Raw genomic sequence first — 13,888 nt, forward strand, 5'->3', positions numbered from 1 at the left:
AGAAAATGCTTTTCAATCCAGTAGTTTGCATGTTGTTAGCGAGGCGGAGCGTCAGGTATGCCGCCTCGCCAACAAGTTGCCTCCTACAAAAATAGACTTCAATCCTCTGCAAACCCCGCAAACCACCTCTGAAACAGCAACCGCACCGCATCCGTCCAGCGGGTCCACCAGCTTCCTGCCTCAACACCTTCCAACGCGATCAACGGCCGGGTTGCCAGTTTCTGCTCGCCATCAAATACGTCAATGCTGCCGACCACTGCGCCTTTATCCACAGGGGCAATCAGTGGCGCATCGATGTGGACGCGGGTTTCAGGCTTGTGCGAACCCTTGGGCGTCGTCAGCGTAATGTCGTCGAGAACGCCCACGGCAATTGTGTTTTCAGTGCCCTTCCAGACTCTCGGATGGCTCAACGGCTGAAGCGCTTTCTCAAAGGTCTGGTTCTCGTAAAAGCGGAAACCATAGGTGAGGAGTTTCTCGGTGTCTGTGGCACGCGCCAGCGCCGAACTTGAGCCGAACACCGCAGTGATCAACCGCCGACCATCCCGAACGGCAGAGGTGACCATGCAGTAACCCGCTGCCTCAGTGTGCCCGGTCTTGAGACCATCAACGGTCTTGTCACGCCACAGCAGCAAGTTGCGATTGGGTTGTCGAATGCCGTTCCACGTGAAGTGCTTTTTCTTGTACAGCGGGTAGTACGCCGACTCATCGTTGATGATCGACTGCGCCAGTATCGCCATATCATGAGCGGACGAGTAATGGTCGGGTTCCGGCAGGCCTGTCGGGTTATCGAAGTGGGTGTTGGTCAGCCCAAGACTGTGCGCAGTTTTGTTCATCAGGCTGGCGAAGCTGTCAGTGCTGCCTGCGATGTGTTCGGCCAACGCAACGCTCGCGTCGTTACCGGAGTCGATGACGATGCCTTGCAGCAAATCATGAACGCTGACGGTGCTGCCCGGATCCAGGAACATTCTGGAGCCTTCGGTGCGCCAGGCGTTTTCACTGACGGTAACCAGTTCGTCCGGTTTCAATTGCCCGGCCTGAATATCCCGGGTGGCCACGTACACCGTCATCAATTTCGTCAGACTGGCGGGAGGCAAACGCTCATCCGCGTCGTGCTCAACGATGACATGACCCGTGTTGGCGTCCATCAACACCCAGGCGCTCGCTGACAACTGGGGCGGCGAAGGAATCATGGCGCCCGGAGACGGATCGGCCACGCCGACATTCGCCCAGAGGGTGCAAACGCAGATCAGGCTGATCCGCAATATCAGTGGTTTCACAGAAACAGGTCCGGGTTGGCAGAGGGTCCGCCAAACTAGGTGATGACCTGTCCTGTCTCAAATTAAGCAAAGTTAAGAAAAGTTTAAGCGCGCCAACACCTTAGCTAAATCCGCGGGCAGTCGATAACCACCCGCGTGCCGCCTGATTCAGAAGCGTGAATCCGCAAGCTGAACGCGTGCAAACGAACGACCGCAGCCACAAGAGAAAGGCCAAGCCCGTAGCCCGGTTGCTGACGACTGGCATCCCCCCGATATAACCGGCGCAACACGCTCTCCCGCTCGGCTTCGGGGATGCCCGGACCGTCGTCAATCACTTCGATGCGCAGCCCGCCCTCCATGGCATTCGCCCGCAGGCAAAGATGCCCACCTGGCGAGGTGAATTTGATCGCGTTATCCAGAAGATTCGTCAGCGCCTCAAACAGCAGTGCCTGATCGCCCCTCATGGCGGGTAAATCTGCACCCAGTTCGAGCCCCAGAACCTGACCTTTTTCCTGCGCCATGGGTTCGTAAAACTCGTGGACCTGGCGTAGCAGTACGTCGGGCTGAAAAGGCGCAAAGGCCAGTCGCCGTCGCGTGTCTTCCAGCTCGGAAATCCTCAGCAAGCCCTGAAAACGAAACATGATCGCTTCGCTCTCTTCCAGCGCCAGGTTTAAGCTTGATGCATGAGCATCGGTCATGGGCAATTGTTGCAGTTGGTAAAGCCGCGCGCGCAGACGGGTTAACGGCGTGCGCAGGTCATGTGCGATGCCATCACACACGCTTTTGACCTCATGCAGCAAACGCTCGATATGTTCGAGCATGGTGTTGACGGCGTTGGCGAGCATGTCCAGCTCATCCCGCGCGGACGAAAGGGGCAGACGCTCCGAGAGGTTGCCAGATACGATGCGCTCGGTGCTGCGCTGTAGCCGTTCGACACGACGCAATGGCCTGCGTCGGAGTAATTGCCAGCCGATCAAACCGGGTATCAGGGTCAGAGACAGTCCCCAGAAAAGTGCCTGACCGATAATGCCTGCGACCGCCGAGATAGAACCGCCGTCACGGGCCAGCACCAGTATTCGACCGTCCTTGCGGCGCTGCAGAAACGCATGACTGCTACGTGTTTCACTCAGCGTGTCGGCGATTCTCAAACCGCGTTTGAGGTAGTGCACGCGCCCGTCATCCGGCAGGCTCGATCTCAGTTTCAACAGGTTGCCAGCCACATATTGGCCGTTGCCTTCAAACAGGCCATAAGCGTCGATGCCGGGAATCGAGTAAGACTCGCTGCCCTGTAGTTCATCGACCAGATTGGCATCGTCGATCTTCTGGTAATAGTGCGCGCGCTGCATCAAGGTCCGCTCGGCCACCGTGCCGAGATAACCGGAAATCTTCCAGTACAGAACGCCGGTGAACACCGCGCCCCATGCCACGAAGAACAACGCGTAGAGGCCGATCAGCCGGCTGTTGCTGGAGCGCCAGCGCTCAGTCCTGGGTGCCAAGCACGTACCCCGATCCACGAATGGTATGAATCAACGGCGCACCGGGGCCTTCGATCTTTTTGCGCAAGCGGCCCATGTGTACATCAATGATGTTGGTACCGGGATCGAAGTGGTACCCCCAGACTTCTTCAAACAACATGGTGCGCGTCACTTGCTGCCCGGCATGGCGCATCAGGTAGGTCAGCAGTTTGAATTCGGTGGGCAGCAACGTGATGCTCTCGCCGGAGCGCGACACGCTGTTTTCGATCAGGTCGAGGGTGAGGTTGCCAACGCTCAATTGATGAATCTGAGACTCGCTGGTCGGCCGTCGCAACAACACTTCCAGGCGCGCAACCATTTCGACCATCGAGAACGGTTTGGTCAGGTAATCATCGCCACCGCAGCGCAGCCCTCTGACACGCTCATCAACATCAGATAAGGCGCTGATCATCAACACCGGCGTGCGAATGCCGAGGCTGCGCAAGGTGGTGACAATCGTCAGGCCGTCGAAGTCCGGGAGCATTCGGTCCAGAGTAATGGCGTCATAGCTACCAGCAATGGCCATCGCCAGCCCGTCACGCCCGGTACTGGCGCGCTGCACATTAAAACCATGAGCCTGCAGCTCGGTGGCGATGGACTGTGCGGTCACCTCATCATCTTCGATGACCAGCGCCTGATTCATGATTATCCCCGCTGAATGTCCGCGCGTGCGGTGTGAAAAACCGCGAGCCTAGGGATCTGGCCACGGTGGGTAAACTAAATATTTATTAACGGAAGGTAACTTTGCCATGTCGACTGCGGCGCTTAGTGTCGCATTTTTTCGTCAACGAGTTCCCTGCCATGCCAAGACTGCTCACACCCCTCGCCTTTTCATGCGCACTGTTCGCTGCCCTCACCGCCAACGCCGCACCGGCGCCGTCTCCAACCACGTTAACAGTACTCAGCTCTGGCGGCATCATGGGTGCAGTTCAGGGCATCGCACCGGACTATGAGAAAACCACTGGAGTAAAGCTGAACATAGAAGCATCGCCGTCCATGGGGAAAACACCTCAAGCCATTCCCAACCGCCTGGACCGAAAAGAACCTGCCGATGTCGTGCTGATGGTCGGTTCTGCGCTGGACAAACTGGTGGCGCAAGATCGGGTCGATAAGTCCAGCCGCGTCGATCTGGGCAAATCCTACATCGCCATGGCCGTGAGCAAGGGCGAGAACAAGCCTGATATCTCGACCATGGAGGCGTTTCGCAAGGCGTTGCTCGACAGCAAGTCCATCGCCTACTCCGACAGCGCCAGCGGCGTTTATCTCTCGCGCATCCTGTTTCCGAAAATGACCCTTGGCAATGATTTCCAGGCCAAGGCGCGAATGATTCCAGCCGAACCCGTAGGCGCGGTTGTCGCCCGCAAAGAAGCACAAATCGGCTTTCAGCAGCTCAGCGAACTCAAGCCTGTTAAAGGCATCGACATCGTCGGCCTGATCCCGGACCAGGCACAGCAAATGACGCTTTATTCGGGTGCGGTTACCCGCTCAACCGAGCATGCAAAAGAGGCTCAGGCACTGCTGAAATACATGGCCTCTAAAGAAGGCGCAAAAGCCATTGAAGAAAGCGGCTTGAAGCCGGTGACAACCCGATAGACCGGAAACCTGCAGGAGCACCACCCCGGTCGCTCCTGAAGGGATTGCATTGTGTTCGATAGAAGATCGCCCCGTGTCCCTGACACCGCGCTGTCTCGCGGCAAATACGATTCCAGGTGGGACCGAATTCATTCGGGAAGGCGGTGTTAAAGCGATACATAAGCTTCGAATGTACCGGCCTCTTCGCGAATGAATTCGCTCCCACCGGGATTAGCGCTTGCAGACCAACATAGAATCTCCCACGTAAAACCGTCTCCATACAATGATTCGAATTTTGTTCGATAAATGGGGCCGGTCACCAAAGCGCAATGTCGTAGGTGATGTAGATCCGGTTGCTGTCACGGCCGCGGGCAAAATCCGAGCGGTAAACGTAGTTGCGCACTTTGACTCCCAGGCCCTTTAGCGAACCGCTCTGCAGCACATACGCCAGCTCCGCATCGCGTTCCCACTCTTTCAATTGGGCAGCACCCGCCTTGCCGTTGTCGCCACTCAGGTAGCGCGTCGAGAATGTCAGGCCCGGTACGCCAACGCGGGCGAAGTCATAGCCGTAGCTGAGCATCCAGGTTTTCTCATCTTCTTCGATGAACTTGCCGATCCCGACATTACTGAACGAATACACGGTTGCGCCGCTGATGTAAGGCAGGCCCGCATCGCCGCTCAAGGTCTGATAACCGCCGCCAAAACTGTGCCCAGCGAGCGCATAGGTCAATTGCCCGCTGAGCATATCGTTATCGATTTTGCCGCCGCGTCCCGTTCCGGCATCGACACTGTGGAAATAGCGCAGGTCGCTGGTCAGTACGCCTCTCCCCAACGGTAAGTCATGCTGGATCGAAGCGAATTGCTGACGGTAGAAGTTTTCCAGCTCGCCATAGAAGTAGCTCAACCGGATATTTTTGCCCAACTTGTAGTCACCGCCTGCATAGGAAAAGTCCGAGCCTTTCCCCGTGAAACCATCAGGAATAATCGAGCGGCTGTCTGAAGAATCACGCAGTTTGAACTGATCCAGATGACCGCCCGTCAGCGTCAGGTTTTCAATGTCGGTGCTGGTGAATTGAGTGCCCTGATAAGTCTGAGGCAGCAGCCGTGCATCGTTGTAAATAAGCACCGGCGTCTTGGGCAACAGCGTGCCGTACTTCAGCGTGGTTTTAGCCAGACGCACTTTCGCTGCCGCGCCGAGGCTGGCGAACTCATCGGCTGCACGACCGTCGTCATGCACGGGTAGCAAGCCAGTGCCGCTGCGACCCTTGCCTGAATCGAGCTTGACGCCCAGCAAGCCCAGCGCGTCGACGCCAACGCCCAACGTGCCTTGGGTAAAACCGGACTGATAGTCGAGCAGAACGCCTTGCGCCCACTCGGTGCGTTCACTTTTGGCGGTACTGGCCGCGCGGGCGCTCAGGCCGTTTTCGTCACGGAAGTTCTCGTTGAAGTACACGTTGCGCAGTTGCAGCTTGAGCTTGCTGTCTTCAATAAAACCCGCGGCTTCCACGCCGACCCAAGGCAGCAAGGTCAACAGCGGCGCGCTTTTTATGAAAGTTGCAGTTCCACGCTTGGAAAACATACTCATGCTCAGTACTCGTTGTTGTTATTGGAGATGCAGTGATCCGCACGCCCTGTCAGGGGCGTGTGGTGGTTCAGTCATAAGTGGCTGCAAACAGAGTTGTTGTAGGAGCTGCCGAAGGCTGCGAAAGCGGTGTGTCAGGATGACCGCTTTCGCAGCCTTCGGCAGCTCCTACAGAAAATGCATTTCAGTTTTTAAATCAAACAAACAACGTCAGCGCACCGGTCAGCAGCGCCAGGGCCGTGACCACCAAAGACGTCAGGACCGCCCATTTCACCGTGGCTTTCTGAAAGTCGCCGATATCTCGGTCGATCATGCCCACCAACAGCAGAGTCGACGCCACCAGCGGGCTCATCAAGTGCACCGGCTGCCCCAGAATCGATGCCCTGGCGATTTCCAGCGGGCTGATGCCGTACGCGGCTGCGGCGTTGGCAAGGATCGGTACCACGCCAAAGTAGTAAGCGTCATTGGAGAGTACGAAGGTCAGCGGCATGCTGGTCAGTGCAACCACCAACGGGAACAGATGGCCCCACTCCGGTGGAATCCACGCCACCAGCGTTTGCGCCAGCGCATCGACCATTTTGGTGCCGGAGAAAATCCCGGCGAACACACCGGCCGCGAACACCAGTAGCACCACGGTCATGGCATTGCCGGAGTGAGCGAGGATGCGTTCCTTCTGAACCTCCAGCTGCGGGTAGTTGATCATCAGCGCCAGCACAAAGCCGATCAGGAACAGAACCGCTGAGTGCATCAGGCCCATGACCAGCGCGACCATCACGACAATAACCAGCGCCAGATTGACGTAGGCCAGCTTGGGACGCTTGTGTGGCGTATCGCCCAGAATCGCTTCGATGTAGCAGTTACCGCCGCCGCTTTGCAGGTTCACATTACCGATACGTTTGCGCTCGGCACGTCCCAGCAAAAAGGCCGTGAACACCACCCACGCCGCACCACCGATCATGGTCGGCAGCAACGGGATGAAGTACTCCCCGGCGTCCAGCCCCAGCGCAGCAATGGCTCGCGTTGCCGGGCCTCCCCACGGAGTCATGCCGCTCATGATGCTCAAGGAAAGCATCGACACAATGCCGAGGATCATCGGGTTCATGCCGATGCGTTTGTAGAGCGGCAGCATTGCGGCACAGGTGATCATGTAAGTGGTAGTACCGTCGCCATCAAGGGCCACGGTCAGCGACAACAACGCTGTGCCCACCGCAATTTTCATCGGGTCGCCATTAACGCGCTTCAGGATCTTGCGAATCAACGGATCGAACAGTCCGGAGTCAATCATCAGGCCGAAGAACAGGATCGCAAACAGCAACAACGCGGCTGATGGCGCGACCATCTTCAGGCCATCGAGCATCATCTTTCCGGTGGTGCCGCCAAAGCCGCCAATGACTGCAAATATTATCGGGACGATGGTCAACGCAACGATGGGCGACAAACGTTTGGACATGATCAGGTAGGTGAAGACCACGACCATGGCCAGGCCAAGGAAGGCAAGCATATGGATATTCTCTTGTTGTTATTTTCTGGCCAAGCGAATGCAGCCGGGCTTGCCGGGAACCGTCTGAACGATACCCGATCTGCTCGAATGGCGATCGATTGGAGTAGGTGTCACTGCAAAACTTTTAGCCAGCCAACCGTTGCACGGCAGGCGCATAAACTTCACCGGAAAAAAGTCGGCGCGCGGTCCGGATCACAGAGGCTCGAATCGTTTGTCCGTTCTCGCCGACATAAGTCAGGGCCACCTGAATCGATCCACTGGGATGCTCGATCCGGACCTGCTGCAAGCGCGATGAATCAGCCCCCAGGCCCAGCAACCTGGCGACAACGGTTCCGTCACTGACGCACGCTGTAGCCAGACCGATCGAACCGGTAATGGCCAACGCCTTATGACAGCTATGCGGCATGAAGTAGCGAACCTTGAGGGTCCCGCCCGCATCGGGTTTCGAAACCAGCACGGGTTTGGGGATCACTTTATCGCTGACATCGCCCAACCCCATCGCCATACCAGCGCGCAGACGCAGGGCTTCGAGTTTGCGCAAGAACTCCTTGTCAGCATCCAGCTCCGCAGGTGTTTCGTCACCGCGTTTGCCCAGCAGCGAGGCTTCGATGATGACCATCGGCATGGCCATGTCGATGCAGGTCACCGGCACGCCATCAAGAATGTCAGTCTGTTGCCCCGTGGGGAAAAGTTTGCCGGTCTTGCTACCCGCCGCATCAAGAAACGTCAGTTGTACGGGAGCTGCCGAGCCTGGCACACCATCGATGCTGGTCTGCCCCTCGTAACTGACCTGGCCACCGGGCGTGTTGACGTCAGCGCAAACAAACGTGCCGGTGTTGAGGTTACGAATTCGCACCTGGGTGACATCGCCACTGGCCTTGACCAGACCTTGTTCCACCGCGAACGGGCCAACAGCACAGAGCATGTTGCCGCAGTTGGGCGCGGTATCGACACGGCGCTGCGAAACCATGACCTGCACGAACAGGTAATCCACATCCGCGTCTTCGTGGGACGAAGGGCTGACAATCGCCACCTTGCTGGTTTGTGGACTACCACCGCCGATGCCGTCGATCTCCAGCTCATGGCCGGAGCCCATCAGCGCCAACAAAAGCTCATCACGCTCGGCAGTCGAGACAGGTAAATCACTGGCAAGAAAAACCGGCCCCTTGGAGGTGCCGCCGCGCATCAGAACGCAGGGAATCGGTTGCATATGGGCAGACTCTTGTTGATCAATTGGGGTCATTGATGTGTTGAAAGCAAGAGTCCCACGGATGTTTTCGCTTATCCAATGCAAATATCGTAGCGATTATTCCACTTTGGTAAATAATAAATTAACCTGAGAAACGCCCATTACCAACCACCTACAGGAGAATAAAAAGTGGAATATGAGCTGCAAGATATTCGATCATTCGTGAAAATCGCCGAACTGGGTAGCTTTCATGAAGCTGCTGAAGTACTGCACATTTCTCAACCCGCGTTAACTCGACGCATAAAGAAGCTTGAACAGGGATTAGGAACTTCATTGCTGGACCGCACTACGCGCAGGGTCAGTCTGACCAGTGTAGGCCGGGATTTTTTTCCGAAGGCGCGACGGCTGCTCGACGATTTTGAAGACTCGATTCTGAACATTAGGGAATTGGCAGAACGGCAGATTGGTCAGGTGACCCTCGCTTGCATCCCCACCGCAGCGTTCTACTTTTTACCTTCCGTGATTCGCCTGTACAACGAGCGCTATCCAAAGATCCGCATCCGCTTATTGGACCTCAGTGCCAACGAAGGCCTGGAAGCAGTACTACGCGGGGAAGCCGATTTCGGCATCAACATGATGAGCGGACAACACCCGGATATCGAGTTTGTGCCACTGGTCAAAGAGCCCTTCGTCCTCGCCTGCCGACGTGACCACGAACTGGCAAAACGCGAGTCTGTGTCCTGGATCGAACTCAGCGAATATCGCCTTATTGGTGTGGGCCGTCTGAGTGGCAACCGGATGATTCTTGACCATGCATTGGCGGGTTTGAGTTGGCGGCCCAAATGGTTTTATGAGGTGCAGCATTTGTCGACCTCATTGGGGATGGTCGAGGCAGGTTTGGGCATTTCAGCCATGCCAAGCCTGGCAATGCCGGCCGAAGGTCATCCGACATTGGTGAGCGTGCCGCTGGTTGATCCGGTGGTCGACAGGACCCTTGGTCTGGTATCGAGGCGCGGGGCTTCGCTGTCTCCGGCGGCGGAGAAGTTTGTGGCGATGCTGCTGGAGCAGTGGCCGCAGTGACGCTGTCGCGGACTCGTGTCGGCTCGTGAGCGCCAACAGAGTCCGTACATTTCAATCTGTTACGGGTCCCCCATCTGTCAACACCAGAGCGACAATCAGTCAGTTCCTGCCTCGTTATTCTTTCTCGCTTAGCGCCGTATAGTTTTGCTCAGACAACAGCACATCCGTTACATCGGTGCTGTTGATTTCGGGTTCAACTCGGACTGTATTTTTGCGTTCCGGTTTATCACTTAAAACTGCAACTACCCAAGTTAAGTGCCCCAGGCCCTGATGCCTGTTGCGCAATCGTCGGTTGCTGCAACCCCCGCTCATGGATTGAGCTAACGTCTTGAGTCAGCCTCTCGTGCCCAGCCGAGAGCTGGAGGTTCTATGTCAGAGAGCAATAACACCCCAACTACCCCGACGAGTTCACGCAGGCAAGTACTCAAAGTTGGCGCCACTGCGCTGGCTGCAGGCTCACTCTCGGCAATGGCCATTGGCAGCAACGTTGCTCAAGCGGCAACTAAAGCCCCTACTGGAAAAGGACATAACGACATGACAAGTTTCACTACCAGCGACGGCACCGAGATTTTCTACAAGGATTGGGGCACCGGTCAGCCCATCGTTTTCCACCATGGCTGGCCGCTCAGTTCCGATGACTGGGACGCGCAGATGCTGTTCTTCGTGTCCAAAGGCTACCGGGTAATCGCTCACGACCGTCGCGGTCATGGCCGCTCGACCCAGACCGCCACCGGCAACGATATGGACACCTACGCCGCCGACGTGGCAGCGCTGGTGACTCACCTGAAACTCAAAGACGCCGTGCACATCGGCCACTCCACTGGCGGTGGTGAAGTCGCTCGTTATGTCGCGCAGCACGGTGCTGGCCGCGTAGCCAAAGCCGTACTCATCGGCGCAGTGCCACCGATCATGCTCAAAACTGCCAACAACCCAGGCGGCCTGCCAATGAGCGTGTTCGACGGCTTCCGCGCAGCACTCGCCGCCAACCGGGCGCAGTTCTACAAAGAAGTGCCGATCCCGTTCTACGGTTACAACCGCGAAGGCGCCAAAGTCTCCGAAGGCACCAAAGACAACTGGTGGCGTCAGGGCATGATGGGCGGCGCCAAAGCCCATTACGACTGCATCAAAGCCTTCTCGGAAACCGACTTCACCGAAGACCTGAAAAAGATCACCGTACCGGTGCTGATCCTGCACGGCGATGATGACCAGATCGTGCCGATCGCAGACTCCGCCGAACTGTCCATCAAACTGGTCAAGAACGGCACGTTGAAAGTCTATAAAGGCTATCCGCACGGCATGTGCACGACCCACCCGGAAGTGATCAACGAGGATCTGTTGGCGTTCATCAAGGGCTGATGGTTTTTTAGTTAAACCCGATTCTGTAGGAGCTCACCGAGGTTACGAGGCCAGCGATAGCGGAGTGTCAGACAAGTCGCGATCGCTGGCCTCGTAACCTCGGTGAGCTCCTACAGTTCAATCATTGCTACACGACAGCAATCTACGTCCTTCCCTATCTGCTCTGCCCCAGACACACCCTCTCGACATACTCCTGCAACGTACTCAATTGACGGATGGCGTCATCCCCGTCGACGCCGGTATGGAGAATTCTTTCTGCAACCGCTGGGTCAAGTTGGGCTCGACTCTCTTCATCAGGCTGGCGGGCGGTGCTGGCGGAGGTTCGCACTGCGGGACAACGGGCGTTGACATACACCCGCTGAGCACCAGTAGCGACAGCAGCGAGCATGGCATCATTTTTTTCATCGGCGCGGGCCTGTTCCTGAGTGTGACGAGTGTCCAGATCAAGCAGCAGCTTCTGGGTCTTTTTACGTGATTCATTGGCAGCGGTGAGCTGGCGGAGCTTTGCCTGTTCGGCATCACGCTCGAGGGAAATCAGGTCGCGATCCGCCTTTACATCGTGTAGGCGCAGGGCAAGATAACTGCTCGATAACAGCAGTCCCAGAACCAGCCAACCCCAGGCTGGCATCCATTTCAAGAACGCGCTCATGGCACGTCCCTGAAGAAAATGTGACGACCCAGCTTGAGTGTCCGCCGGGCCATCGATGCCCAGGCCGGAGCCTTGGGCATGCTGGTGGCGTAGTAATGAGTCGCGCCACCGGTTGGATCAGATTGCTCGCCCGCCATGACGGCCGAAGCCGCCTGCAAAGCCAGTGCGAATTGCGCGACAGGAATGGGTTTCGTGCCGCTCATGAACGGATAATTGGGATCGTTACGGTTCCAGCAACTGAACTGATACGGGGCCCGGCACACAGCCACATAGCCCTCCCCCCACCAGTCAGGTTTGCCATCGTTATGCAGATCCATTTCCACCCGGTTACGGATGGTCCAGCCGACAGCGATCATCCCCGCCATCCCCTCACCACGAGCCTCGCCCCAGAGCGTTCGGGCGAGGGTGTCGTGGTCTTTGTTTGTTGCGGTCATGGATTTCTCCGGGCGAAAAATCACACCCTCGCCGTTTATAAGTGAGGGCATACATATCGGGGGAAGCCATTCGCCAACTAATGGCTTCTCTTACAAAAAGTGCAACACAAGACAAGACTAAAACGAGGGTACGAGAGGCGTTGTTCCATAGGCTAACGATTTAAAAGCGCTTAATTTAAATCGAGGGGCACTGACAAGGACAGCGCCAAGTCTTAAACATTCGGCAACACCGGCCATTCGATAGACTGAGGATATCCCGCTAAATCAACCACCCTAAGAACGTTAACGCGGTATAACTTCCACACCTTCAAATTTTCGACTTCTCTGTCCGTTGCCAAACCCAAGTCCACTGCGTCCTGAAGAGGAGCAATTCGTAACGCTGCCACACCTAGTAACTCGCTGACTTTCGCCTGCGCTTGACTCAACATCACATCTGCAGATAATTGCGCCAACGAAGGCAGCGCCTCCGAGTAAATTTCCGTCTCACCATCAGGAAAAATTTTAGACTCAGTACCTACACTAAATTCAGGACCGTCTACAGCACGAAACCCAAGTCCATCTTTTCTAACCGCATAGCCACTCATAAATTGTCCTCCCAGCCCATGCACTGCAAAATTCCGACAGACGAAGATGAGCAATACATAACGCTCATCGTTTTAAGGTTGATATCGCCGGATGCAGTAGGAACTGGTCCCGACACGTTATAACCACCTACATAGGGAAAGCCATTTAGCTGCGCAGGGCTTAAGTATCCGTTCCCTGGCGTTGCGATGGACGTGCCTGTCGGAGCAAAACCAATATACCCGGTGGTCGTGCCAGCCACTAAAGATGCGCGACAAGCCGTTTCAGGAACAAAACTACTCAACGACGCCGCTACCGCTACACTTGCCGTGCCAGAGGCAACTGTTGGATAGGCCACTACGTTAGAAGCTGCCACCAATTCATAGCGCACCTTGTTACCAAACTGACTAATTGAAAGAGGGTACTTGTTCGCGGTTGCATCAGTTCGAACAGCCCCCACACGAGCAGCATGAGTGAAGCCCACTGGAAGTGCCGGAGCCGATTTGCCAAGCGATACAAGAGAGGCGATGGCACGCGTCACAGGATTGTGGATAACGTGAACGAAGTACCATGTTGATCCAGCCGATACGCCAGTATCCAATCCGTTCAAGCCTACAGCCGTAAGGTTGCATGACAGCGAAATATCGCTCAACGTACGCATTGTCAGATGAGGCCCCTCCACCACCAAACGATCAGCGGTGATAGTAATGACCGCACTCACTCCCGTCGTAGATATTCGAAGGTTCGAGAAACTGCCCTTGATGCCGACGCTCGCTTTCTCTGCCAGTTTTTTCGGGGTGACGATGGTTGAGTCGTCTGTTCCGGTATCAACTTGCGTCTGCGTTGCAATTTTCGCGATACCCGACTTTTCTTCAGTCGCAGCGCCTGCCAGGTTATCCGTAATCAATTGCTCAATAGCCAGAGCTAGCTGATTATTTTGACCCTCCCTCGGTTCAAGTTCGGCAGACTCAATAACATTGAGAATCTCCTGAGTTACCGCATTGCCCCAAGAACTGGGGATATAAGTACCTGCTTGGCCAGTCGTAATATCTTCATCCACAAACTGACCATTAACCAGCCCTATGTCTGGCATGCTTTTTGGAAAATCCATTATTTTCTACCCGATAATTTGCACGAAGACGCGATACAACCATCCTGATAACCAAGCGCGTCACATGGCTAATAAAACGTGAC

General features: G+C 56.0%; 13 protein-coding genes. 3 read left to right on the top strand and 10 right to left on the bottom strand.

Going from position 1 to position 13,888, the window contains the following annotated elements:
- Window positions 1-98: 98 nt before the first annotated feature.
- From AUC61_RS12135 to AUC61_RS12145, 3 genes are all read right to left on the bottom strand, one after another.
- Window positions 99-1,277 carry a D-alanyl-D-alanine carboxypeptidase family protein gene (locus AUC61_RS12135; protein WP_422765257.1) on the bottom strand — a complete coding sequence of 393 codons (1,179 nt, stop codon included), beginning with the start codon at window positions 1,275-1,277 and terminating at the stop codon, window positions 99-101.
- A gap of 104 nt (window positions 1,278-1,381) precedes the next feature.
- Window positions 1,382-2,752, bottom strand: a complete 1,371-nt coding sequence (locus tag AUC61_RS12140; protein ID WP_243246320.1) for a sensor histidine kinase — start codon at window positions 2,750-2,752, stop codon at window positions 1,382-1,384.
- Window positions 2,736-3,413 (bottom strand): response regulator transcription factor, encoded by a 678-nt coding sequence (locus AUC61_RS12145; RefSeq protein WP_243246321.1) that lies wholly within the window; start codon window positions 3,411-3,413, stop codon window positions 2,736-2,738. The genes AUC61_RS12140 and AUC61_RS12145 overlap by 17 nt, the downstream gene beginning before the upstream one ends.
- A 158-nt stretch (window positions 3,414-3,571) precedes the next feature.
- Between AUC61_RS12145 and AUC61_RS12150 the strand changes: the two genes are divergently transcribed.
- The gene (locus tag AUC61_RS12150) at window positions 3,572-4,363 is read left to right on the top strand and encodes a substrate-binding domain-containing protein (protein WP_243246322.1); all 792 of its coding nucleotides are present in this window, start codon (window positions 3,572-3,574) and stop codon (window positions 4,361-4,363) included.
- 295 nt (window positions 4,364-4,658) lie between these two features.
- Here AUC61_RS12150 and AUC61_RS12155 read toward each other — a convergent pair whose 3' ends face one another.
- From AUC61_RS12155 to AUC61_RS12165, 3 genes are all read right to left on the bottom strand, one after another.
- Window positions 4,659-5,927: an OprD family porin gene (locus AUC61_RS12155; RefSeq protein ID WP_243246323.1), complete on the bottom strand. Its 1,269-nt coding sequence runs from the start codon at window positions 5,925-5,927 to the stop codon at window positions 4,659-4,661.
- Window positions 5,928-6,120: 193 nt separating this feature from the next.
- Complete coding sequence (locus AUC61_RS12160) at window positions 6,121-7,425, bottom strand: CitMHS family transporter (RefSeq protein WP_243246324.1); 1,305 nt, start codon at window positions 7,423-7,425, stop codon at window positions 6,121-6,123.
- A gap of 124 nt (window positions 7,426-7,549) precedes the next feature.
- Window positions 7,550-8,635: a 4-oxalomesaconate tautomerase gene (locus AUC61_RS12165; protein ID WP_243246325.1), complete on the bottom strand. Its 1,086-nt coding sequence runs from the start codon at window positions 8,633-8,635 to the stop codon at window positions 7,550-7,552.
- A gap of 168 nt (window positions 8,636-8,803) precedes the next feature.
- Here AUC61_RS12165 and AUC61_RS12170 point away from each other — a divergent pair, with 168 nt between their 5' ends.
- Window positions 8,804-9,694 carry a LysR family transcriptional regulator gene (locus AUC61_RS12170; RefSeq protein WP_027901660.1) on the top strand — a complete coding sequence of 297 codons (891 nt, stop codon included), beginning with the start codon at window positions 8,804-8,806 and terminating at the stop codon, window positions 9,692-9,694.
- A gap of 534 nt (window positions 9,695-10,228) precedes the next feature.
- Complete coding sequence (locus tag AUC61_RS12175; protein ID WP_122665470.1) at window positions 10,229-11,050, top strand: alpha/beta fold hydrolase; 822 nt, start codon at window positions 10,229-10,231, stop codon at window positions 11,048-11,050.
- Between the two features lie 154 nt (window positions 11,051-11,204).
- On the opposite strand, the gene AUC61_RS12180 is transcribed toward AUC61_RS12175, so the two are convergent.
- From AUC61_RS12180 to AUC61_RS12195, 4 genes are all read right to left on the bottom strand, one after another.
- Window positions 11,205-11,699 carry a lysis system i-spanin subunit Rz gene (locus AUC61_RS12180; RefSeq protein ID WP_243246327.1) on the bottom strand — a complete coding sequence of 165 codons (495 nt, stop codon included), beginning with the start codon at window positions 11,697-11,699 and terminating at the stop codon, window positions 11,205-11,207.
- Entirely contained in the window at window positions 11,696-12,133 is a 438-nt protein-coding gene (locus AUC61_RS12185) for a cell wall hydrolase (protein WP_243246329.1), read from the bottom strand. The genes AUC61_RS12180 and AUC61_RS12185 overlap by 4 nt, the downstream gene beginning before the upstream one ends.
- 212 nt (window positions 12,134-12,345) lie before the next feature.
- On the bottom strand, window positions 12,346-12,717 hold the full coding sequence (locus AUC61_RS12190) for a tail fiber assembly protein (protein ID WP_243246330.1): 372 nt from the start codon (window positions 12,715-12,717) through the stop codon (window positions 12,346-12,348).
- Window positions 12,714-13,805: a hypothetical protein gene (locus AUC61_RS12195; protein ID WP_243246331.1), complete on the bottom strand. Its 1,092-nt coding sequence runs from the start codon at window positions 13,803-13,805 to the stop codon at window positions 12,714-12,716. The genes AUC61_RS12190 and AUC61_RS12195 overlap by 4 nt, the downstream gene beginning before the upstream one ends.
- Window positions 13,806-13,888 lie beyond the last annotated feature (83 nt).

Origin of the sequence: Pseudomonas maioricensis (genome assembly GCF_022790535.1) — a bacterium.
GTDB classification, from domain to species: Bacteria; Pseudomonadota; Gammaproteobacteria; order Pseudomonadales; family Pseudomonadaceae; genus Aquipseudomonas; species Aquipseudomonas maioricensis.